Here is a 25178-nt window from a genome sequence, read left to right on the forward strand (position 1 = left end):
AAGAAGATAATTCCTGCTTATATTCACATATATTTCTAATAAATTTATTTTATTACTTTTATTAAATAGCTAAAATAATTTTATATAACTCTGTTTTTTAAAATATAAAGCTTAAATTTAATGAAAACCAGTGCTGTTAAACTATTATAATCTTAGCAATAAAGAAGGAAGTTAAATACGAATTTCCTACCCGAATTAATAATGATGATAGCTATATAGATATCAATGCAGAGCCAAAAAAGGTTGATATTAATTAGAATATTGAAATATATGACGGTCAGCTGGGCCCTGGGAATTTAAATGCTCAGTTGGTAATGGAGAAAGCAATTGAAAAAGCCAAACGAGAGGGTATAGCAGTTATATTTCTGAGAAATACAAACCACTGGATGCGGGGAGGAGCTTTTGGCTGGCAGGCAGCAGAAGCAGGTTGTGGGACAATTTGTTTTACTAATACATTAACTAATTTACTACCCTGGAGAGCAAAAGAATCAAAACTTGGGAATAATCCGCTTGTAAAGGCAGTTCCCCGGCCTAAAAAGCATATTGTTTTAGATATGGCAGTTTCTCAGTATGCTTATGGAATTCTGGGGAAATATGAGATGGAAAATAAGGAATTACCCTATTCAGGTGGCTATAATCAAGCAGGGGAATTAACCACAGACTTAGAAGAGATATTAAAATCAATGTGGCCGCTCCAGAGAAAAATAGAGCTGTTTAAAATTATCTGGAGTCTAAAAGCAGGAAGAATCTCTCCTAAATAGAATAATATTAATGAAAGCAAATTTAAAATTATTCTGGAGAGGGTTTTATGGATCAGGCAAATACAGGTTTACATGAGCGTTTAAAAAAGACAAAGGCAATAGCAGAACTGGGACAGGGAATGGATGCGGGATCACTGAACGAATATTCCCATCAAATATCTCTTTACCTGCTGCTAAAGGTTTTCAAAAGAGAAATAAATAATAGTCAGCAGCGCAGTCGCAGTGATCTGCTGCAGCTGACTGTTGAAATTTTAAAAGAAATGAGTTTAGAAATAAATATGGAAGAAGTGGAAAGACTGGTGGATGGTGTTCTTTATTCGGGAGATCCCAGACAGCAGTCATATTTTCATGTCAAAATTTATGATGAAACTGCAGGTGAGTTTAGAGATTTTAAATACCGCTATTTGATTCCTGATCGGGAGGCTTCCAACTGGCAGGAAGGTGGGAGCACAGTCTACAGGCTCTCCGAGATTTCACAGGAGATAATTTTTATTACCAGAGAGATTCTGCAGGAATTTGGCTTTGATTTAGAGCAGTTCTATACTCTGCAGCTAATTAAAAATGGTAACTTTAAAGAGGCAAAAGGCAGTGTCAGCAACTTAATCGCCCGGGTCCGTAATCTGATAAAAAAAGAAAAGGACTGGCGGGAGGATATTTTGCGCAATCCGGGTCTTATCTTTTCTGCCTATAAAGAGCGGCGCCGGCGGACTGAGGCTGAGGTCAGGGAGCAGTTTAAAGAAGAGAAAAAGGTTTTCAGCGATATTTTTGTCTGGCGGGACAGGCTGGACACTTTTGAAAATGTTGACCAGAAAGAAGGAGAACTCTTATTTGAAGAACTGGAGCGAGCAAGGGCTCTCCATGATTACCTGGCAGAGCTTACGGTTTCCAATTTATCCCTGGAGCTGCAGCTCCGACGGGAAAATCCTGATATCTTCTGGCAGACTTCTCGCCTGAGTTTCAAGAAAGATTTCTGGCAGAATACTGTGCTCAAGTCAGGACTGCCAAAGATTGATGATTTAGAAAAGTTGCTGAACCCACTTTTTTCACCCGAGCAGGACTTTATCTTTCCCTTAGATTGGGCCTGGTCAGAACAGCAGCTTTATAGCTATTTAGAAGAAAGTGAAGCTGAAATAGAAAGATTGGAAATCGAATCAGCACCGGTGAGAAAAATAGACTGGAAGCAGGCGGTTGAACTCTGGCAGGATGTTTTTTTAGAACTGCTGGAAGAGGGAGAATTTAAGCTAACTCAATTAAATAAGTTGAGTTCAGCTCAGAAAGAAAAATGGCTTAGTCAGCCAATTAATCTGGAGTTATTTATGATGTTTATCATAACTGATATAAGACTTAAGATAGTAGAGGAATATCCGGGGCTGGATGAGCGGCTGGTTTTATTCAATAAGTTAGTAAAAGCTGAGCCGAAGCTGTCTGAGTTGGAAGGTAGAAGGCTTGCTGCCAGACTAACAGACAGTAGTAAGAAAGTAAATCTACTTGATCAATTTATCATTTCACCCTACAAAATTTATCTGGAGGAAGATTAAAATGGCATTTAAACAGGAAGAGCTCGAAAATGGAGCCGCCCTATTTTTCAAACTTTTAGAAGAAGAAATTCTTTCAGTCTCTGATCCACTGGCTGAAAAATACAGAACTAACAGTGAAATACATAATATCGTTAATACAATGGCTGCTGAGGCAGGTTTAAGAGTTTTTTCGACAGCTAAAAACGTACACCTTGTCTCTAAAGCTCGGGGTTCAAGTTTTGCCAATTCCTATACCCAGATGAAGGAAAAATATTCTGGTCTCAGGCGTAAGCGCTACTTTTATCTGGCCAATATCATTATTTCAATTTTTCTGGCTGAAATAGATAAAGAAAGCCATGTCCGGATTCGCTGGGAGGAAGAAGGAATTTCCTATCACCGCCTTTCTGATCTGGTGACTGCAACTTTAGAAAGCTGGCTGGAGCGCAAAAAAGAAGATGAGTCCTTCACCCGGAACTGGTCGATTGCCGTGGAAGAGGTAGCCGAGCTCTGGCTGACCGAGTTTAGCGAATACCGGCTGAACAAGGATGAGCAGGTCGATGTGACAAGAACTAAGGGTAACCGTCTCTCTTTTATCAATACTGCCCTCAAACCCTTAACTGAACAGGGCCTGATTATTGACCAGAATGATGAGCTGAAGCTGATTCCAAAGGCAGAATTATATGAGCGCCTGGATGAGCTCTACCACAGCCAGAAGCGCTACAATAAATTTATGGATTTAATTTTAGAAAGTAGAAAAGACTTAGAGGAGGAAGAACAGAATGCCCAGACTGAGCAAAATTAGGATTACAGGTAATAAATATGATGGTTTTCAGAAACAGCACCGGAATTCAATCTTTGACCTGGAATCTGACCACACTCTTTTCACTCTGCAGAACGGTAGTGGAAAGGGAGTAATGCTGCAGCTAATCTTTCAGCTTTTAATTCCCGGTACTGCCTGGGGTAAACGGAATGGCAATAAACTGGAGGGTATGTTTTATGACCGTTATCAGTCTTTTCAACCTTATACTTTTCATGTAGTGCTGGAGTGGCGGCTTGAAGGAGGAGAAGATAAAAAACTTTTAACCGGAATCTGTGTCTCAGCTCATAAACAACAGAGTACCACTGATGAAGAGGGTAAAGTCGGTCTAAAATATTTTCTCTATACTCATGAGTACCAGGGCAATAGCCGCTTTAGCCTGACTAATCTCCCTCTCTATACTAAAAGCAGTGATCAGGTGCTGGAATATCAGAGGCTGGAAGATTTAATTGATCAAAATCGGGCTGATTTTATCAAATATTCTAAAACTGCAGTTGAACCTCTCAACTCTGAATACTATCAGTATTTAAGCAGCCACGGAATTTATCGCTCTGAGTGGGATATTATGAAAAACATTAACCGCAGTGAAGGTGGATTGGGAAAATATTTTTCGCAGGCTAAAGATAACAAGTCTTTATTTGATCAGCTGATTATTCCTGCTGTCAGTGAAAGTATCAGCTATTATAATGAGCGGGAGAAAAACTCGCTGCTCAATATTTTTGTGGATAATGTAAAAATTGCCCACAACCTACCTGAGCTCTTATCCCGACGTGAGGACCTAAAAACTCTCTCGCAGATGGTTGATCCCCTCTTAAGTGATGCTGAGCAGGGTTTGAGGCTTAAAGAAACCAGAGAGATGATTAGAGAGCGGGGGAATAATTATCTGCGCGGAATTGCTGACCGCAGGATCTTTTTAGAAAATGAGCTCCGCCGCAGCCAGCGGGAGAAAGAAAAGACTGGAGAGCGGATTAAAGAACTTAATTTTGAGTCAGAAAACTTAAAATATGTTAAAAAGCTGAGGGCTTTAAATAAACTTAAGTCAGAACAGGAAAGCGCCGAAGTTGAGCAGCAGAAATTAGATAGTCAGCTTGAGCGGGTAAAAGCAGAAGAGCTGCAGTTAAAGCTGAACCAGAAATATCTCAAATTAGAGGAGCTGCTGAATGAAGCCGAAGCAAAAAGAGAAAAAATAAATTCTCTAAAAGAGAGAACTGAATTTAAGGAACTGGAAACAGAAATCAAGAAACTTAAGGAAGAGACAGCTGCAGAAATTGCTGATCTAAACTCTAAAATTAAACATTCAGCTGCTGATTATTATTCCTATCAGAAATATTTAGCAGAGAAACTTAAGCAGCTGGAAGCTGAAGAAAATAAGATTGAACAAAAAATTAGAGATGAGCAGCAGTTTAAGTTAAAATATGAGCACGAGAAGCAGCAGTTTGAGGCCGAAAAAGAAAAGTTGGCTCACTTTTTTAACCCGTTGGAGCTGGAAACGCCGGAGTATCTGCTGCAGAATTTGGATAAAGATATAGCTAATTTAAATTCTAAACTGGAAAAGCTGGAAGAAGCTTTAAAAGAACAGCAAGAACAGAAAGAAAAGCTGCAGGCTGAAAAACAGCAGACTGCAGTTAAAGCAGCCGCTCAAGAGACTATGGTCGAAAAGCTAAAAGAAGAGCTTCAAAAACAGAAAGAATCTGAGGAAGAGCTCTTTTCTCAGCTTCTAAAAAGTTTAAATCTTGATAAATTTGAGGAATTTTACAGTAAACAGTGGCTGCAGCAGCAAAAAAATGAACTCTTAAAATTAATCAACGAAAAAGAGGAAAGGCTGCAGGAGCTGAATGCAGATAAGTTTGAGCTCCAGCTTGACTTAAATCTAAATGACAGAGAATACTGGGTGGCCAGTCTGGAGCAGAAAAGGCTCTATCAGAAAATTAAAGAGCTCGATATTCGCGTTTATTACGGCAGTGAATTTTTGTTTGAACTGGTGGAGCAGCGGCAAAAATATCTAAAAGACTATCCCCTGCTGCCTTATGGCCTGGTGGTAGTTTATGAGTCAGACTGGGAAAAGATTAAGGCTAATATTTCTATAGAGGAGATTTCTCACTTTGCTGTACCTATCTTTATCAACCATCAGCTGAACGGCAGTGATTCTAAGCTTCCCTTTAAACTTCTGACCGGTACGGAAAAGAATTTTACTGAGGATAAAAAGAATTTTGAGCAGTGGTTTAGTGGTTTAAAAAACAAAGAGGCTGAGATTAGAGAGACAATATCTATTCTGGAGCGAAAACTCAAAAACTTAAATCAGCTCAACTACCGGGCTGAGACCATGCTGACAGCAGAATCAGCTGCTGAAATCAAAATAAGATTGGGAAATGAGAAATCTAAACTGGAATCTCTGCAGGCAGAAATCAAGAAATATGAGCAGAGGATTAAAAATACAGCTGAAAAAATCAATTCTCTGAACAAAGAATATCAGCAAAAAGAGAAAAAATTAACTGAGCTTCAAGAAAATCAAAAGCAGGTTAAAGACTATCTGGAGGCAAAAAGGGAGCTGGAAAAGAAAGAAAGCCACTATCAGGAAGCGCTGGCTGAGATAGAGCGGCTGGAGGGACTGCTTGGAGATAATAAAAAAGAGCAGAAAAAGAGGCAGAAAGAAGAGCTGCGGCTGGAAAATAATTATGAGAACTGGCTGCAGGCTCTGCGGGACTTTGCCGGCAGCTTAAATGAAATGCTGAGTGACAGGCAGGTTGAACTGAAAAGTGAATTTAGAAAAGAGGAGCTTAACATTGCTCCCCGGGAGCAGTATCCTGAGCTTTTTGCCTTTGAGCAGCATCAGTGTTATCTAAACTACGAGGAAGTGATTTCACTCCAGAAAAAAGAAGAGGAAAAGGCAGCTGAACTTAAATACCTGGAGGCAGGGCTGCAGAAGCTGCTGAAAGATATTAATGAGCTGAAATCAGAACTGACTCAGATCTCTGCTGACTGGGAAGAGCGTGATTATGATTTCAAAAATCAGAGTCAGCTTAAGACTGCTCTGGAGGAAATAAGTGAGCAGCTTAAAAAGCTCCAAAAGCAGGCTCAGAACCTGCAGGAAGATATTTTGGTCCGCCGCGGCCAACTGGAATCAAGAGAAAATGAGCTGGAAGAGAAGGCAGCTGAAATTAAAGGTCGTTTTCAGCGCTCGGTTCAGAGCTGGGAGGAAGTAGAGCTAAATATTAAGGAGCTGGAAATAAAAAAAGAGCTGAGTGAAAATAGGGATTATTTCTCCAAGCTGGAAGAGATGATTTTAAATTATCAGGAAAAAATACAGATCTATAATAACCTCAGCAATAAGTTGGAATATTATCAGCTGGAGGCAGCAAAGGGTGAACTCAATGCCGGAGTTAAAGAAGAACTTAAGGATTCCCCGGCAGCAGTTATCGAGAACTGGGAGAATGACTACCGCAGTATTGAAAATAAGCTTAAGTCTCTCCGGGAAAAAACTGAAGATAATTTCTATCACTTTAAAAATGATGTCAAGGATGTGGTGGAAAACATTACCTTAAAAAACAGCATCAACGAAAAACTGCTCCATAACTTTCGCGCCAGTGATTACCAGTATAACTATGAGATGCTGAATTCCTTTAAGGAATACATCAATAATGAGCTGAACACAATTGACCGCAACAAAACGGAGGCAGAAGAGGCCAGACAGCAGTGGGCTGAGCGCTCGGCAATTCATGTGATGCGGCTGATTACTTCGATGAAGGAAATGATCAGCAATATGGTCTACCACAATCAGCGGGGTCATGCCTTTCCTTTGGTCAGACTGCGCCGGGATGATCTGCTGCCTGATGATGGGCAGGAGGTAATTGCAGAGCTGAAGGAATATTTCCTGGAGCTGATCAATAAATTTAACCGGGAGGAAATTGATGTTGAGCAGCTGCCGGATTATAAGCTCAAGGAATACTGTGGAGATGCCGCTCTTTTCTCAAGAGCACTGCGCGGCCGCTATCCTGTGCTCCAGGTCTATAAAATGACCGAAAAAAATGAATTTATCCATGCCCGTCCCCAGGATTATTTCTATTCTGACTGGGAATCAGTGATTCAGGGTAAGGGGAATGGACCTGAGGGCAGTGGTGGTCAGTCACTTTCGATCAATGCCTTCATGATGATGATGCTTTTAAATTACAAAAAACAGCGTTTTGATAAGTCAAATCCCTGGACAGTGCTTTTTCTGGATAATCCCTTTGGTAAGGCTTCGGCAGCTCATGTGCTGGATCCAATCTTTAAGATTGCCGATAAGCTTAATTTCCAGCTGGTTGCCTTTGCTGCACCGGAGATTATCAAAACTGAAATTTCGGAGCGCTTTCCTGTTTTCTGGGCACTGGAGATCGGTGACACTGAGCGCAACCAGGGTGTTGTCAAGGGACAGGTGATTTATGGTGAAAGACGAGCAAAAATGGATTAGATTGTTCGAAAAATATAAAAAGGATGAGCTTGAGGGCAGGCTCCGCTTTCAGCTGGCTGATTTTGAAAATTTTATTAAAGCCAGACTGGGAGGAGCTACTGCCTATCAGGCAGCCGGTGGTTATCAGAATTTATATCAGCTTCTAAAAAAGATGGAAATTGAAGAGCGAATTAGAGCAATCAAAAGTTCTGAGTTCAATCAGCGGCAGCCTCGTTTAAAAAAACGCTGGACTATGCTTAAAGAAGAGGTGGAAGGCTGGTCGGATAAAGATATTTTACAGCTCTCCCGCCAGCTTGATTTAAGCTATTTTCTTAAAAGGCCAGTTCAGCAGACAGAGGAGCTAAAGCAGAAATTATTTAGCCTGGCTGATTTTTTGAAAACTAAATCTGAGCGAGAATCGGCCAGCCGGGAGGAGCGATCCCTGGAGCTTTTTGCAGATGAGAAATTTTTGAGCCGGACTGCAGGCAAAAAGATTTTGAGTAATTTAAATTTAAGCCTGGCTGACTTAAAGGCTCAGCAGTACAATCATCTATTTGTCTACTGGTCAGTAGATCCAGCTCAAATCAATAATATTTTGGTTATGGAAAATCATTCAGCCTTTATCGGTGCCAAAAAAGCTCTGGCAGCCGGGATTGATATTTTTGCTCGAGATTTTGATACTGTAATTTACGGCCAGGGTAAAAGAATTATCAGAAGCTTTTCTTTTTTAGAGGAGCTGCTGGGTCTGGAGGCTGTAGAAGTTAAGACCAGGCAGCGTCAGCAGCGGCTTGAAGCTTTAAATATTTGTTATGCCGGTGACCTGGATCCGGAAGGACTCGCAATTTATGTGGCTTTGAGAAATAAATATCCTGATTTTAAGATTAAACTTCTGGGAGAGTATTATCAGCTGCTGGTAGAGGAGTCAGATAATTTTTATCCCTGTCATAAGCGGCAGAATAAAAATCAAAAAGTTCTGGCTCAGGTACTGACCGAATTTGAAGAACAGGGATATAATGAGCTGGCAGCAGAGCTGAAACAGGCCTGGGAAAATGACCTCAGGCTACCGCAGGAGCTTCTGACACTGGAAGTTTATAAAAAATGCTTTGCATAGATTAATTTAATTATTAAATAAGATAGAAAATTAAGATTCTATTTGTTATCATTTAAGCAGTGGTGAGGAATAGAAGCTTTTGTTATTAATCGGGGAGAATTATAAGGAGGCAAAGAGTGAGTGAAGCTAAATGGATTGGTATAAGTGCAGGCAGGAAAAATAAAGTAACAGAAACAGTGATAAAAACAGTACTTAAGGCCGCTAATAAAAATTATGATTTTTATTCATTATCAGATTTTGAAATATTAAGCTGTGATGGCTGTAATGGCTGTGTTGAATCTCATCGCTGTGTTAAAAATGATCGGCTCAATGAAATTTCCGAGGCTATGCAGGAGGCAGAAGGAATTGTGTTTGGAGCTCCGGAATACTGGGGAGGCATGAATGCTAAGGGTAGAGCCTTCTGGGAAAGGATCTGTTTTAGTACCCGCCACAATGAATATTTTCCGCTGGCAGATAAGCCTGCTGTTTTAATTGGAGTCAGCGGTGATGGTGACTCCAGCGGGGTTATACAGGATTGTACAGAATTTTTGGAAGATGCCAGAATGAAGATTATAGAAAAAATTGAAATCAGAGGAGAATATGCCTGCTTTGACTGTGGTTATGGACATCTCTGTCAGGTAGGCGGACTGAAGAATTTTTATAATCTTCCGGTAAAAGCTGAAGAGCTGGAGCGTAAGCGATTATCAGAGCAGAAGTTAAGAGAAGAAATAGATTATTCTAAAATTAAAGCTATTTGTGAAGAACTGCGGGAAATACAGGCTGAGAAAGGGGCTGAAGAAAAATGCAAATAGTAGTACTGGATGGTTTTGCTTTAAATCCCGGTGACATAAGCTGGGAAGGAATTAAAAAATTAGGAGATGTAGAAATTTATGAGCGGACTCCGGAAGAAAAAATACTGGAACGAGCTCAGGGAGCAGCAATTCTTTTAACAAATAAGACTCCCCTAAATCGGGAGATAATTAAGGCTCTGCCGGAGCTTGAATACATAGGAGTACTGGCCACTGGTTACAATGTGGTTGATGTTGAGACGGCAGCTGAGAATGAGGTAGTGGTTACCAATGTGCCTACCTATGGTACAAATACTGTGGCTCAGTTTGTGCTGGCCCTGCTTTTGGAAACCTGCCACCATGTTGGTGAGCACAACCGGGCTGTCAAGAGTGGGGCCTGGACTGAGGCTGATGATTTCTGTTTCTGGGATTACCCATTGATTGAGCTGCAGGGAAAGACGCTGGGGATTATTGGTTTTGGCAGTATCGGCCAGCGGACAGCAGAGCTTGCTTCAGCTTTTGGGATGGAGATTATTGCTTATGACCGCAGTCCTGAGAAAAAGAAAGCTGATCCAGCAGTAAAAACTGATAAGGTAGAATTTGTAGATTTAATGGACCTCTACAGAAGGTCTGATGTAATCAGCCTGCACTGTCCTCTGACTGAGGAAACTGAAGGTATGATTAATAAAATTAGCATTGCTCAAATGAAAGAGGGAGTAATTATAATCAATACTGCCCGCGGTGGCTTGATTGTGGAAACAGATCTGGCGGCTGCTTTGGAATCAGGAAAAGTTAAAACTGCTGCAGTTGATGTGCTTTCAACTGAACCCCCGGCAGCATCAAATCCGCTCTTAAATTCTGAGAAGGCAATTGTTACTCCTCATATAGCCTGGGCTTCTCGGGAAGCAAGAGAGAGGCTAATGAAAACTGTGGTTCAAAACTTAAAGAACTTTTTAGAGGGTAATTCAATCAACCAGGTTAACTAATAATAATTACTTTTATTAATAAATATAACATTTTTTAAAAAGACTGGAAATAAAATTTTGAATTTGTTATACTTAATATAGTGAATTTTTAGAAAATTTGTCTGGAGGCGATAATATTGAAGATACTGGTAGCTCCTGATTCTTTTAAAGGCTCATTAACAGCAATGGAAGTTTCTGAAAATATAAAGCGTGGAATACATAATTTTGACTCTAAAATAGATGTTGACTTACTGCCGATGGCTGATGGTGGTGAGGGGACAGTTCAATCTTTAGTCGATGCAACCGATGGTAAAATTATAGAAAAAGAGGTAACAGGACCACTGGGAAATAAAGTTGAGGCTTTTTACGGCCTGCTCGGTGATGGAAAAACTGCAGTGATCGAAATGGCAGCTGCTTCTGGCCTCCCTTTAGTACCGGAGGGAAAAAAGAACCCCTTAAAAACAACTACCTATGGAACGGGAGAGTTAATTGCCTCAGCGCTGGAGCATGGGGTTAAGCAAATTATTATTGGCATTGGCGGCAGTGCGACAAATGATGCCGGGGTGGGGATGGCCCAGGCTTTAGGAGCAGAAATTTTTGATGCTGAAGGTGACCAGGTAGCTTTTGGTGGTGGTAACTTAGATCAGATTGAAAAAATTAATTTAAAAAAATTGGATTCCAGATTAAAGAATGTCGAAATTATGGTTGCCTGTGATGTAGATAATCCTCTTTATGGTGAAGATGGAGCAGCTTATGTTTACGCTCCCCAAAAAGGTGCTGATAGAGAAATGGTTGAAATACTGGATCAAAATTTGCGCCACTTCAATCAAATTGTAATTAATGAGCTTAATAAGGATACAAATCAGATCCCAGGTGCAGGTGCTGCCGGTGGACTTGGAGCCGGACTGGTGGCTTTTTTGGATGCAGAATTAAAAGCAGGAGTAGATATTGTGCTTGATATAATAGATTTTGAAAGCCGTTTAAGAAATGTTGATTTAGTGATCACAGGAGAAGGCATGCTTGATGGACAAAGTATTTATGGTAAAACACCTGTTGGAGTCTCCCGCAGTGCTGCTAAAAAAGATATTCCAGTAATTGCAGTTGCTGGTACTTTAGGCAGCGGAGTAGAAAAAGTATTAGAACACGGAATTAATTCTTATTTTTCTATTATAGATTGCCCGTCTGAATTAAATCAGATTGTCGAAAGAAGTCCTGAACTTCTGGCTAATTTAAGTGAACAAATAATCAGGACAATTCGAATTCAAAGGGGGTTAGGAAAAAATTAATATTATTCGTCCTGATAATATAAATAAAGGGGGATAATAAAAATGGTACAAGGTCCAATGTTGTTGGTGATTTTAGTTGCTGCTATCATATTTATTATTTATATGACAGCAAGGGTTAATCTGCATGCATTTTTAGTTTTACTGCTTGCTTCATTTGGTGTTGGAATTTTATCGGGAATGCCTTTAATTGAAGTTGTAAACACAGTTACAAGTGGTTTTGGTGGAATATTAAGCTATATCGGAATTGTAATTATTGCAGGAACTATAATTGGTACAATTCTGGAAAAGTCAAAGGGAACACTGACAATGGCCAATACTGTACTGGGCTGGGTTGGAGAAGCAAAATCAGCTCTGGCGATGTCTATCACTGGTGCAATTATTTCGATACCTGTATTTTGTGACAGCGGTTTTGTTATTCTTTCATCCTTAAATAAATCACTGGCTAAAAAGGCTAAAATTTCAATGGCAACTATGGCTGTAGCTCTTTCAACTGGACTCTATGCAACTCATACTCTGGTTCCACCTACTCCCGGTCCAATTGCTGCTGCCGGTAATCTTGGTGCAGATCTGGGTCTGGTAATTATGTTTGGGGTAGTAGTTTCTATTCCGGCAATACTTGCAGGCTATCTCTGGGCAACAAAATTTGCCTCCAGATACTGGGTTGATGCTGATATAGAGATAGATGATGGAGAAAGTGAAGTTAATTTACCTTCTGTTTTTGATTCCTTTGCTCCAATTGTAGTGCCAATACTTTTAATTACCTTAAAATCAATTGCAGAGTTTCCTGCAAATATATTCGGAACAGGTAATATAAAGACTTTCCTAGTCTTTATTGGAGATCCAACGGTTGCTTTACTGCTTGGAGTTTTCATTGCTTTTAGATTACTTCCATCATTTGATAAAGAATATATCAATGACTGGGTAGGAAAGGGACTCATTAATGCCGCTACTATTATCATGATTACTGGTGCTGGTGGGGCCTTTGGTCAGGTTTTAAAATCAACTCCAATCGGAAGCTATTTAGGAGAGGTTCTTTCAACATATAATCTCGGCATCTTTTTACCATTTATAATTGCAGCTGCTTTAAAAACCTCACAGGGATCATCTACAGTGGCAATTATTACAACTTCAGCTTTATTAGCTCCAATGCTGCCTTCACTTGGACTTGATGCTTCTGTAGCAAAAGCGCTGGTTGTTATGTCAATTGGTGCTGGCGCGATGACAGTTTCTCACGCTAATGACAGTTACTTCTGGGTTGTAAGTCAGTTTTCTAATATGGATACTGACACAGCCTATAAAGCTTACACGTCAGCAACACTTGTCCAGGGACTTGTGACAATTTCTTTTGTAGCAATTCTGGCCATGTTCTTTATTTAACTTAGGAATTAAGTATCAGGTCCCGGAACTTTGGGGCCTGATATTTTGTTTTTTTAATACTGTCTGGTGTATATACTATTTTTTGAATATTACTTGCAATTACAAATTCTTTATGCTATTATTTATTTAAAGTTACTTTATCGTTAAAGTAAACAATTTTAGTAATTTTTAAACATATTTAGGTTTCAGAGAACGGAGGTAATTATGGCTACTACACTAAAAGATATTGCAAAAAAATTGGGAGTTTCTACAACTGCTGTCTCTAAAGCTTTAAATGATCACGATGATATTGGTGATGAACTGAAGCTGGAAGTTAGAAGAGTAGCCAGGGAATTAAATTACTCACCTAATTCTATTGCGCGCAAACTGGTTTCCAGAAAAAGCAGGACTCTGGGTGTATTTATGTTAAGCAGACAGAATAAATCTGAAGTGGATCATATGGGATATACATTTTTACATGGCATTATAAATGAAGCAAATTTATATAATTATGATATAGTTCTTTTTACAACCAACAGCGATTTTTTAGAAGAAAAATCTTATCTGGATTTATGCAGAGAAAGACAGGTAGAAGGAGTTATTTTTACAGGTCTGCATCTTGGGGATCCACATATAGAGGAGCTTAAAAATTCCGAAATTCCGGTGACAGTAATTGATACTGAACTGGAAGGAGCAAACAATCTTTTTGTAACCAGTGACAACCATTTTGGAATGAAAAAGGGACTGGAATATCTTTATCGTCTGGGTCATCGCCAAATCGCTCTGATTTCCGGGCATAAAGGAGCTGCCGTAACTAAAGAAAGATTTAATTCATATCAGGAATTTATGCAGGAAAAAGGTATTTTTGAAAAGGACTTAGTTTTTAATGCAGATTATACTCAAAATGGTGGCTTTGAGGCTGGAGAAGAAATTGCAGTTCTAGAGAATCCACCGACAGCTATTTTATCAATGAGTGATTTAATGGCCATCGGGGCAATGGAAGCTTTAGAGTCACATGGATTTATAATTCCTGAAGATATTTCAATTGTTGGTTATGATAATATTGATATCACAACTTTTACCAGACCTCCACTGACTTCAATTGACCAGGATGGTTATGATATGGGTCGTTCTTCCGTTCAGATAACTCTAAATAAACTGGGAGAAGAAGTTAACTTTTTTGAGGATGCAGAAAAAATTGGTGATAATAAAATTGTAATTAAACCGAAATTGGTTATCAGAGATTCCTGTAAACGGCTAAAATAAACTCAGGTTTTTTTACTTACTTAAACGTTAAAGTAATATAAGTCTATAAGCAGTTTGGGTGAGTGTTTAAAATAATTAAATTACTAAAAGGAGGAAGTTTTAGAAATGAAAAAGGTATTAGTTTTAACTCTAGCAGTATTTTTAACACTTACAATTGTTGGTACAGCCGCAGCTCAAACTGAGGTCAGGATTGCAGGTTTTGGTGGTAATGATCAGGCAATAGTCGAAGAACTTATAGCACGTTTTGTTCAACCCGAGTTAGAAGGTGAAATTGAGGTGGTTTATGAGCCGGTAGCAGATAATTTTCAGCAGGTGCTTTTAAACTCTTTATCTGCAGGAACTGCAGCTGACTTATTTTACATGGATATTTTCTGGGCACAGAGTCTGATTGACAATGGATTAGTCGAACCATTAAATGACTATCTGGCTGAGTCTGAAGTTTTAAAAAGAGATGATATAGTAGAAAATTTAATTGACGGTTTTACTTATGATGATCAGGTTTATGGGATTCCTAAAGATTTTAACTCTTTAGCCTTATTTTACAACAAAGATTTATTTGACATTGCAGGTGTAGAATATCCGAGCGATGATGACACCTGGATGGAATTTGAGGAAAAGATAGCAGCAGTTTCAGATTTTTCAGAAGACTTTGAAGGTCTTGCAATAGCACCAAGTTTTGAAAGAATGGGAGCTTTTAGTTATGCAACTGGCTGGCAGGATTTTGATGAGCAGGGAAATACAAATTTATTAGATGATAGATTTGTTCATTCATTTGAGTGGTATACAGGTTTAGAGCAGGAAGGACATGCAATTTTACCGGCTGATATGGGCGCTGACTGGGCTGGAGGAGCTTTTGCTAATGGTAATGTAGCGGCTGCAATAGAAGGTGCCTGGGTAATTGGATTTTTAAGAGATCAGGCGCCAAACTTAAATTATGGTGCAGCTAAACTGCCAGTTTATCCAGGAACAGATGAGAGAGGTAACTTTATTTATACAGTTTCCTGGAGCATGAATGCAGAATCTGAGGTTAAAGATGAAGCATTTAGAGTTATGGAATTATTGACCAGTCCAGAGGCTCAGCAGTGGGTGCTGGAAAGAGGTCTGGCAATTCCAAGTCGTAAAGAACTTGCAGACAACGAATATTTCAAGCAGGACAGCAAAGAAGCACAGGCAAATCTAACAGTCTTTGAATCAGCTTCAGATGGCCATGTCTATCCTTATGAGTTTGGTGAATATGGTGCTGAATGGATGCAGCCGATAAATACTGCTCTGACTGAAGTAATGACTGATCAGATGTCAGCAGAAGAGGCACTTGAGGAAGCACAGGAAAGAATGGAAAGAGATGTTTTAAACTAGAACTGTAAGCAACCGGGGGCAGTTTAATCTGCTGTCCCCATCTATCCTTAGGAGTGAAAATATATGCTGAATAAAATTAAAGAAATGAAAGAAAAGATGTCACCCTATCTCCTCTTAACTCCCTTTTTGTTCTGGTTAGTTGTATTTTTTGGTTATGCATTTTTTAGAGCCTTTTATTTTAGTTTTACAGATTATAATCTTTTTAATGAGGCAAATTTTATCGGTCTCGGTAATTATATTAAGTTATTTAATGAATATTTATTTGGTAGGGCTTTAAAAAATACAATTACTTTTTCTGTAATTGTGACCACTGTTCAGACCTTTATTGCCCTGGTGCTGGCAGTTATTTTAAATCAGAAAATTAAGGGGATCAAAATCTTTAGGACAATTTATTACTTACCGAGTATTACTTCCAGTGTAGTAATTACTCTGATCTTTATGTGGATCTTTCAAAAACAGGGTATATTTAATTACTTATTGACATTATTTAACCGTTATCAGGAATATGTGTTATTATTTTTGACAATTTTTATCCTGACTCATTTATTTATGGTTTTGAAAGAGAAATTTTTAAAAAGACCGGTTAAAGTTCTGGAGCCAAGTTATATTGTACTCTCTCTTATAATAGCAACCTTTGCAGCTTTAGGAGCAAATTTTTTTGGAATTATAGGAATCAGAGAAGTAGCAGATGTAGAAACAATCTGGTTAAACACAAGAGAAATGATTCCAGCCTGGGCTGGACCATTTGCATTTCCCAGACCACTGGCCGCAATTATGCTTCTAAATATCTGGACAACTGTGCCCACGATGATGATTCTATATTTAGCAGGTTTACAGGATATTCCGGGAGCTCTTTACGAAGCAGCAGAAGTTGATGGTGCTACAACCTGGCAGAAATTCTGGAAAATAACTGTGCCCCAGCTCAAACATATAACTTTTTTAGTAATGACTATGGGTTTTATTGGAACCTTACAGATGTTTGATCAGGTTGCCATTATTGGCGGTCAGGCACCACTAGAATCGACAGTAACTCTGGCTTATTATGTTTATGTTAATATGTTCCCATCATCAGCTCGTCCAGCAGTTGGACTGGCAAGTGCAGCCGCAATGATTTTAGCTATTTTAACTTTAATATTTGTATATCTTCAGAGACGTATAACCGGAGAGGGGAGAGAATAATGGCTAATGATAAAGCAGAAAATTTAAATACTCAAATAAAACGCAAAAGGTGGCGCAATGTTGGCGCTATTTATGTTCTCCTCTTATTACTATCAATACTTTTTATGGGTCCCTTTGTTTTTGGTTTTCTTTCCAGTTTTAAAGATGATCCAACAGAATGGCCGCCAACTCTTACTTCCGCTCAACTTTCCCCCGAAAACTGGGCCGGAGCCTATAGATTAGGAAAAGATGGTGGAGGTAGTGGTTTTTTTGGTGAGTTTAAAGGAGGAGAAAGTTTAACCTTTAATGTTAGCTATTTATATTCAGCTGAGCAGGAAATAGTAAAACCAACAGCCCGCATACCCGAAAGAACAGCAGGTTCGGGTCAGGCAGCTTTTGATATTGAACAGCGAAAAGCATTCGAATATTTGGAAGTGGAAGCAGTTGAGGAGTTAAATAGAAATCAGGTTGAAAATGGAACTGTGGTAGAATATCAGCTTGAAATAGCAAATCCTTCTCAATATGATTTTTCTCAGGTACCCTTAAATGTACAGACAGCATATGGGGTAGAGTTTGTAAATTCAACTCTGGACCCAAATAGAAGCGAAAGACTGGGGATGGTGCAGAGCTGGGACAATATTTCTGCTGGAGTTATCCCCTATATTTTCAATAATTATGGCAGAGTATTTAGAGAACAGTATGATCGCTCAACCGGAAGGTCACTCTTTTTATCCTGGATTAGAAACTCATTCTTTTTATCGGTGGCAAGAGTTGTAACAACAATTGCCTTTGCTTCAATGGCAGGTTATGCTCTGGCCAGACTGCATTTTAAAGGAAAAACACTGATATTTTTCTTAGTTCTCTTTTCGATGATGATTCCCCTCCAGGTAACCTTTATTTCCAATTACCTGGTTTTAAGAGATGGAATCTTTGGTCTTACCAAACTTTTTGGGGTAGATACCCTACTTAATACTTTCAGTGGTGTTATTCTCTGGGGAATGATTTCTGGTAACTCAGTCTTTATTATGAAGCAGTTTTTTGAAGGGCTGCCCTCTTCGATGGAAGAATCGGCAAGAATAGATGGAGCAACAACTTTTCAGATTTTCTACAAAATCATGCTGCCTCTGGCCAAACCAGCTTTAGGTGCTTTAACAGTTTTAACTTTTCAGGGTGCCTGGAATGACTTCTTTTTACCCCTGGTAGTTATTACTTCACCTCAGGAGAAATTTCCGCTGACAGTAGGGCTTTTAAGTATGCGTCAGAGTTATGGTGCTGGTGCCTTTGACTGGGGACCAATCCTGGCAGGAGCAGTTATTTCTGCAATTCCAATCATCATCTTATTTGTGGTTTTCCAGAGATATTTTGTTGAAGGAATCAGTTTTAGTGGTATGAAAGGATAATTATAGAATTATTAAGAGATTATATATTGATGGAGGTCGAATTTTCTAATGACTATAAAATATGATAAAGGAAAAGAAGAGTACAAAAATTGGATAATAGAGGAAACAGATTTTGAATTAGAAAACTTAAACAAGTTTGAATCAGTATTTGCGCTGGGAAACGGCTATCTTGGTCTGCGCTCATCTCTCGAAGAAAAATATATCACAGAGTGGAGAGGAGCCTATCTGGCCGGACTATTTGACCAATTCCCGGGAGAGGTAACTGAGCTTCCAAATCTGCCGGATCCATTACTGACAGAAATTAAGATTGATGGAGAAAGAGTTGATCTCAGCTGTGTGGAAGTAGAAGCTTACAGCCGTGATTTGAATCTTAAAACTGGAGAGCTGAACCGCTCATTTATCTGGGAGGACAGCAGAGGCAGAAAAACAAAATTTGAATGGAAAAGATTTGTCTCAATGGCTGAAAAACATTTAATAATGCTGAAAGTAAATATTACTCCCTTAAATTATGAAGGAGAAGTAGAAATTATTTCTTATCTCAATGGACAGGTAACCAACAGTGGAGTTCAGCACTTTATAGAAAAGGATCTGCGCTTTATTAAAGAAAAAAATCTGTATTATTTAACAGCCAGAACTCAGGAGAGTCAATGTGATTTAGCAGCAGCTGCCCGGCATGAGTTTTATAAAAATGGAGAAAAGATAGAAACAGAGGCTGAAATAAAAACTGATCGCCGTAAAATTTCAAGAAAACACACAATTAATGTTAAAGCAGATCAGAGCTACAGTTTTGAGAAAAAAGTATTCTATATTTCAAGTGTTGATCAGGAGCTGGACAGCAAAGCTGAGAAAAAAACTTCAGCTAAATTACATCAGAGAATTATAAAGCTGGTAGAAAAATATGCTGCTGCAGATTATGATCAGCTTTTTAAAAAACATGCAGAAAAATGGGCGGATTACTGGGAAGAGATGGACATTAAAATCTCAGGTAATGATTTTGATCAACTGGCAATCAGATTTGCCCTTTTTCACTTAATTCAGATGACACCACATCATACAGATAAATTAAGTATTGCAGCCAAAGGGTTAACCGGAGAAGGATATCGGGGCCATGTTTTCTGGGATATGGAAACCTTTATTTTACCATTTTTCATTTATAGTTTTCCCGAAAAAGCAAAGGAACTTTTGGAATACCGCTACCACACCATTGCTGGTGCAAGAAAAAAAGCCAGACAAAATGGCTACCAGGGAGCAATGTATGCCTGGGAGAGTGCCCTAACTGGAGAAGAAACAACCCCTAAATACGGGGCGGTAGATGTCAAAACTGGTGAAGCAATAAGGATCTGGTGTGGAGAAATAGAGCAGCATATCACTGCAGATATAGCAAAAGCAGTATTTGAATATCTAAAAGTAACTGGAGACTATTCTTTTATTGAAGATTATGGAGCGGAAATGCTGACTGAGATGGCAAGATTCTGGGTCAGCCGCCTGGAATATAATAAAGATAAAGACTATTACGAGATTAAAAATGTTATTGGACCTGACGAATACAGTGAGCATATTGATAATAATGCCTATACAAATTATATGGTTTACTGGGAGCTAATTAATACCGCTGATTTAATAGAAGAACTGAAAGAAAAATCAAAAGCTGTCTATCAGAAATTAAAGGATAAAATCAATCTGGAATTTGAAGAGATCAATAAGTGGAGGCAATATGCTGAAAAGATTAAATTACCAGAGCCCGATAAGGACCTGATAATTCCTCAATTTGATGAATTTATGGAGAAAAAGGAATATGATTTAAGTAAATTTGAGGGGGAAGTCGGTTCAATTGTCAGTGAGCTGGGCTGGGAAGAAGTCAATGAATATAAAATAATAAAGCAGGCAGATGTTGTAATGCTGATGCACCAGCTATCTGAGTATTTTGATGATCAGACAAAAAGAGCAAATTATGAGTATTATGAGCCTAAAACCTTACATGATTCTTCACTTTCTCCTGCTATCCACAGTGTTCTGGCAGCAAAATTTGATCATCTGGAGGAAGCATATAAACTATTTTCTAAAGGAGCCCGGATTGATCTGGGAGAGAATATGAAGAGTAGTGACCCGGGACTTCATTCAGCTTCTTTGGGAGGTCTCTGGCAGGCTGTTATTCATGGTTTTGCTGGTATTGATGTTGAAGCAGATGAGTTAAAAGTTGAACCAAATTTACCTGTTGAATGGGATAGACTAGAGTTTAAAATTTATTTTAAAGGTGAAGAATACTTAATTAAAATAAATGAAGATCAAACCGAGATTAAAAATTTAAGTGAATAGAATAATAGTTCCTCCCGAATAACTCGCTGCTTTTATCAGTAGCGGGTTTATTTTTTAAATTTATAATTATTTTCAATTTATTAAAGGTTTTTGGCCTATTCTCCAGTATTATATAAATAAGATGGTTAATTAAAGACTTAAATTAAATCATGCTAATTAACAAATCAATTAATATTTTACTGAAGAAAGGAGCAGTCGGGTTCTTTAAGAATATCTCCAAATTATCCAAGTACCCGGTACCAAATTTGAATATAATTAAAAAAATCAAAGCAAATGATTCATATAAAATAATAACCGAATTTTCATTTTTACAGTTTTTCTTCTGGAGCACCTGGGCGATTTATGGTGCCTATTTAGTCTATTACCTTACAGACTTAGGTTACAGCAATATGAGGATTGGAACCCTGATGTCGATTAGAACATTTATGGGTCTAATTGGGCCCCCGATTGTCGGCTATATCTGTGACCGCCTGGAAAGCAGAAAGATTGTATTTTTAATTTCTATGTTTTTAATGGCTGTTTTTATAACTCCACTAACTTTTTATGGGGATTTGATGCTGGCAATTTCAATCGGGATAGTTGGTTTTCTCTGGGAGCCGCAGCAGTCAGTGCTTGACAGCTGGATTTTAGAAACTTCAGCTCATACTGCTCATAATTATGGGTTTATGCGGGCCTGGGGATCGATTGGTTTTGCAGTAATTGTTACAGTATTTGGTCAGGTAATAGAACGATTTGGCTGGCGGGCTCATTTTTTGAGTTATGGAATAATAGCCCTGATTGTAATTGTAATTGCTTTCAGTCTCGAAGATAATAGTTATGATGAACTTCATAAAAATGTGAATGAAGGAAATGATAAAAATATTGACACGAATCATTCGAAAAAACTGAAAAAAGATGCTGAAATCAAAGCTGAGCTTGAAGATAAAAATATAATGAGGCTTTTTAAAAATCCTGATTATATCTTTATTTTATTTATAACCCTAATGATTTTCATCCCCAACCAGATGGTTTTTGTTTACCTGGCTCCGATCATCAAATCAGTGGGAGGAAACTCAACTGATTTGGGTTATACACTTTTTTTTAATGCTGTAAGTGAGGCACCAATCTTTTTTGTAGCCAAATATTTTTTAGAAAAATATAAAACTAATTCTCTGCTGCTATTTTCAGCTTTCTTTTATCTCGTGAGGTTTATCATTGCTGCTCTGGCCACATCACCGGTATATTTTCTTTTCTTTGGTATGCTGCAGTCACTTTCGTTTGGCGTTTTTCTGGTAACAGTTCGCTATTATGTCAAGCTTGTGGCTCCAGCAGCTTTAAAGACAACTGCTCAAAGTGTTGCTATGATGTCAGCCTTTGGAGCAGCGGGAATTATTGGCAGCCTTTTAGGAGGCTATTTAATCGATAATTTTGGCATTTCGACAATGTTTAAAGTTGGAATATTTTTAGCTTCAGCTGCAGTTTTAATTCTTGCTGTTGTGGTTATTAAAGATAATAAAAGTCTAGAAAATAAAACTTAAAACAGCTATTTTAATTTAATAAACAATCTGGGTTGGTAGACTTGGAGCCGATTCGGTAGCCTATCTGGAAATTTTCAACTGGGAACCAATGGTATCTGGTGGGGAATGTTTATGTCCAACCTTTTAAGTGCAATTATTGGTGGAATCTGGTTTAAAAAAGGGAAATGGAAGGAAGAAAAGGCAATTTAGGTTTTAATAAAAGGAAAAACTGAATATTTGTTGAAATAATATAGTACAGTAATTAAATAGATAAAGCAGGGAGTAGTTATTATGCAGAGAGATTATGAGCTCAATGATAATTTAGAAAATCAAATATTTAAGATTATCTTACTTTTTGGGATAATAATTTCTCTGCTGAATATAGTTATAAATTACCTGATTGGTTTTAGTCTGATTATAAATCTAAAGTGGATTGTAATGGCTGGAATTTCTTTTTTTAGTTTAATGTTTATTAGAAAAGAAGTTTTTAAGGTTTATTATTTAAAACTGGGTTATTATCTTTTTTTAATCTTTATTTTTTTACCTTTTTCCTGGTTTCAATCTGGTGGAAGTAATAATAATAGTCTTTCCTACATATTTTTGATTTTGATTTCAATAACTTTTTTGTTCAAGCGCTTTCAATTAAGAAACAACCTGATTTTTAGCTTAGTAGCTGTATTTATGTTAATGTTCTCTTTAGAATATTTTTACCCTGAGCTTTTGATTTCTCACAGTGAAGAATCTCAATTTTATGATAAACTTGTTCAGACTCCAATTGTGTTATTGGCTTCTTATCTTTTGTTACTGCAGTTTGCCAATGCCTACAACCAGGAAAAAAGCAAGCTTGGTCTTTCAACTAAAAAACTCCGTCTGGCAAACAAAAAATTAAAAAATCTGGCAAATCGTGACCCTCTAACTAAAAAATATAACCGCCGGGCATTTGACCAGGAAATCAGAAATATTTTTAAAGAACAGCAGCATCTGGATAAAGCGATAACCTTAATTTTATTTGATATAGATAATTTTAAAGAAATCAATGATAATTATGGACATGATATTGGAGATCAGGTTTTAATTAAACTTGCAGCAGAGCTGGAGAGAACACTGCCTCAGAATTCTTTGATTTCACGCTGGGGTGGTGATGAGTTTGCAGTGATCTGTTATAAAAATGAAGTTGAAGCTCAAAAAAATCTGGATACTTATTATCAAAATGTCGAAAAGCTCAGCCAGAGAATGGATATTTCAATTACTGTTAGTGCTGGACTGAGCAGACTAAAAAAAGGTGATCAAATTCAGCCTTTATTCAAACGAGTAGATGATATTTTATATAAATCCAAAGAGGATGGTAAAGCAAGATATACAGTTGCCTGATCCGCTTAAATTAATAAAATTAACTAAAAATTTAGAATTTGATTTGAAAAAAATAGGAAATTATTTAAAATTGTTCGAAAATTAGCTTGACAAAGCAAAAAGCATGTACTATACTTATATTACCTTCTGGGACCGCTCCCGGGAATAAACTAAATCCTTTTAGTTGAAAAGTGAGGCAAATAATGAAAAATAAAAATATTGATATCTATAAGATTGCTGATGAGGCAGGTGTTTCTAAGAGTACTGTTTCCAGAGTAATCAATAACAAAGCTGGAGTTAAAGATTCAACTCGCAAAAAGGTTTCAAAAGTAATTAAGGATCTAAATTACAAACCAAACAGTTCAGCCAAAGGGCTGGCCAGTAAAAAAACTCAAACAATTGGTCTCGTAATTTCAGATATAACTGATCCTTTTTTTGCAATGTTTGTTAAGGGAGCTGAAAGAAAGGCTATGGAAGCCAACTACAATATGATGTTGGCCAATAGTCACTGGGTAGTTGAAGAAGAATTAAAGTGTATCCAGATGTTCGAAGAAGGACGAGTTGATGGAATTTTAATGATCAGTGGTGGTAGTGAGAAAAGACTTGATAGTTATTTAAACAACTTAGCAACTCATAATCTCGATATTGTAGTTGTTGATCGAAAAATAGAAAATGAAAAAATACCCAAGTTGAATGCTGATAATGTAGATGCCGGTTACAGGGCTACAAAATATTTAATAGATCTGGGTCATAAAAGAATTGCTCATATTAAGGGTGAAGATGTTGCTTCTTCTGATGCTTCTAGAGATAGAGTCAAAGGCTACCAAAAAGCACTTGCAGAGGCAGGGATTAAAGATGAGATAATTTATCCCGGTTATTTTGCCCGAGAAGAAGCCAATCAGGCTACTAAAAAGCTGATGACTGAACATCCTGAAGTAACAGCTATTTTTTATTCTTCAGATATGATGGCTATTGGAGGTCTTAAAGTTCTAAAGAGTATGGAGCTGAGAGTGCCCCAAGATGTTTCAATTATTGGAATTGATGGTATAGAAATGGCTGCTTTAATGGATCCACCGATAACTACTCTGGCACAGCCTGCTTTTGAGATGGGTTACCTGGGGATGGAGAAATTAATTAAGAAATTAAATGGAGAAGCCAGCAATTCGCATACTGAAGATGTAATTTTTCAGATGGAATTAATTGAAAGAGATTCCACCAGCAAGTTAGATTAATATTGTTTGATATATAATTTTACTATAAGAGTAAAATTATATTTTTTAATAGATTTGGGAGCACTCCCGAAAAGCTTTTAGTAAGTTTTATCAATTAACTGATTAATAATTTTAAGAGAGCTCTTAAGCTAAGCAGATAATCAGTGGTAAAATAAAACTAAATCTCTCCTATTATAGAGGGACCGCTCCCGGTATTTAGAATAATTATAAGTTATATAAGGCTCAAAATGAGCAGCGTTTATATTAAAAGATTCATAAAAACATAATTATTAGGAGGAAGAAAATTGAAGAGAAAAAGTATTTTTAGTTTAGTTGTAATGGCAGCAGTTATTGGTGTTTTATTGTTTAGTGCCTCTGCTTCAGTAATGGCACAGGACGAAGAGGTAACAATTACAGTTGGTACCTGGGCTGATGAGTCTTTTGAAGCAGCAGTAGAATTATTTAATGACAAATATCCAAACATTAATGTTGAGCTTCAGTTAGCAGCAATTGAAGATCACCATGATAATTTACTGACTAGATTAGCTGCCGGTGGAGAAGTTCCCGATGTAGCTTACTTAGAAGATCAGTATATTTCAACTTTAGCTGCGAGAGGTGG

17 protein-coding genes and 1 pseudogene are annotated in these 25178 nt (G+C 37.8%); all 18 read left to right on the forward strand.

The genetic code is table 11. From position 1 onward, the window contains the following. Positions 1 to 266: 266 nt before the first annotated feature. Entirely contained in the window at positions 267 to 761 is a 495-nt protein-coding gene (locus CI949_RS05540) for an Ldh family oxidoreductase (RefSeq protein ID WP_290763841.1), read from the forward strand. A 47-nt stretch (positions 762 to 808) separates the two neighbouring features. Further along, positions 809 to 2299: a hypothetical protein gene (locus tag CI949_RS05545; RefSeq protein ID WP_290763813.1), complete on the forward strand. Its 1491-nt coding sequence runs from the start codon at positions 809 to 811 to the stop codon at positions 2297 to 2299. A gap of 1 nt (position 2300) precedes the next feature. Beyond that, positions 2301 to 3080: a DUF6063 family protein gene (locus CI949_RS05550; RefSeq protein WP_290763816.1), complete on the forward strand. Its 780-nt coding sequence runs from the start codon at positions 2301 to 2303 to the stop codon at positions 3078 to 3080. Next, positions 3058 to 7542, forward strand: coding sequence for a hypothetical protein (locus CI949_RS05555; protein WP_290763819.1), 4485 nt, complete (start codon positions 3058 to 3060; stop codon positions 7540 to 7542). The genes CI949_RS05550 and CI949_RS05555 overlap by 23 nt, the downstream gene beginning before the upstream one ends. Further along, the gene (locus CI949_RS05560) at positions 7514 to 8632 is read left to right on the forward strand and encodes a Wadjet anti-phage system protein JetD domain-containing protein (protein WP_290763823.1); all 1119 of its coding nucleotides are present in this window, start codon (positions 7514 to 7516) and stop codon (positions 8630 to 8632) included. Before CI949_RS05555 ends, CI949_RS05560 begins: the two co-directional genes overlap by 29 nt. 116 nt (positions 8633 to 8748) lie before the next feature. Next, positions 8749 to 9423 (forward strand): flavodoxin family protein, encoded by a 675-nt coding sequence (locus CI949_RS05565; RefSeq protein ID WP_166637095.1) that lies wholly within the window; start codon positions 8749 to 8751, stop codon positions 9421 to 9423. Then, entirely contained in the window at positions 9414 to 10385 is a 972-nt protein-coding gene (locus CI949_RS05570) for a D-2-hydroxyacid dehydrogenase (protein WP_133529736.1), read from the forward strand. The genes CI949_RS05565 and CI949_RS05570 overlap by 10 nt, the downstream gene beginning before the upstream one ends. A gap of 116 nt (positions 10386 to 10501) precedes the next feature. Further along, positions 10502 to 11650: a glycerate kinase gene (locus CI949_RS05575; protein WP_290763828.1), complete on the forward strand. Its 1149-nt coding sequence runs from the start codon at positions 10502 to 10504 to the stop codon at positions 11648 to 11650. Positions 11651 to 11692: 42 nt separating this feature from the next. Then, positions 11693 to 13027, forward strand: a complete 1335-nt coding sequence (locus tag CI949_RS05580; RefSeq protein WP_133529738.1) for a GntP family permease — start codon at positions 11693 to 11695, stop codon at positions 13025 to 13027. A 204-nt stretch (positions 13028 to 13231) separates the two neighbouring features. Continuing rightward, positions 13232 to 14272, forward strand: coding sequence for a LacI family DNA-binding transcriptional regulator (locus CI949_RS05585; protein WP_133529739.1), 1041 nt, complete (start codon positions 13232 to 13234; stop codon positions 14270 to 14272). A 105-nt stretch (positions 14273 to 14377) separates the two neighbouring features. Further along, entirely contained in the window at positions 14378 to 15628 is a 1251-nt protein-coding gene (locus CI949_RS05590) for an ABC transporter substrate-binding protein (RefSeq protein WP_133529740.1), read from the forward strand. A 63-nt stretch (positions 15629 to 15691) separates the two neighbouring features. Next, positions 15692 to 16807 carry a carbohydrate ABC transporter permease gene (locus CI949_RS05595; protein WP_133529741.1) on the forward strand — a complete coding sequence of 372 codons (1116 nt, stop codon included), beginning with the start codon at positions 15692 to 15694 and terminating at the stop codon, positions 16805 to 16807. Next, positions 16807 to 18186 carry a carbohydrate ABC transporter permease gene (locus CI949_RS05600; RefSeq protein ID WP_133529742.1) on the forward strand — a complete coding sequence of 460 codons (1380 nt, stop codon included), beginning with the start codon at positions 16807 to 16809 and terminating at the stop codon, positions 18184 to 18186. Before CI949_RS05595 ends, CI949_RS05600 begins: the two co-directional genes overlap by 1 nt. A gap of 48 nt (positions 18187 to 18234) precedes the next feature. Beyond that, complete coding sequence (locus CI949_RS05605; protein WP_133529743.1) at positions 18235 to 20502, forward strand: glycoside hydrolase family 65 protein; 2268 nt, start codon at positions 18235 to 18237, stop codon at positions 20500 to 20502. A gap of 245 nt (positions 20503 to 20747) precedes the next feature. Continuing rightward, positions 20748 to 22019: an MFS transporter gene (locus CI949_RS05610; protein WP_243733903.1), complete on the forward strand. Its 1272-nt coding sequence runs from the start codon at positions 20748 to 20750 to the stop codon at positions 22017 to 22019. Between the two features lie 270 nt (positions 22020 to 22289). After that, positions 22290 to 23369, forward strand: a complete 1080-nt coding sequence (locus CI949_RS05615) for a GGDEF domain-containing protein (RefSeq protein ID WP_108138114.1) — start codon at positions 22290 to 22292, stop codon at positions 23367 to 23369. A gap of 182 nt (positions 23370 to 23551) precedes the next feature. Then, a complete protein-coding gene (locus tag CI949_RS05620; protein ID WP_290763838.1) occupies positions 23552 to 24580 on the forward strand; it encodes a LacI family DNA-binding transcriptional regulator in 1029 nt (342 codons plus the stop codon). 284 nt (positions 24581 to 24864) lie between these two features. Further along, positions 24865 to 25178: pseudogene (locus CI949_RS05625) on the forward strand (extracellular solute-binding protein); the annotation flags it as partial.

The organism is Halanaerobium sp. (assembly GCF_003070835.1).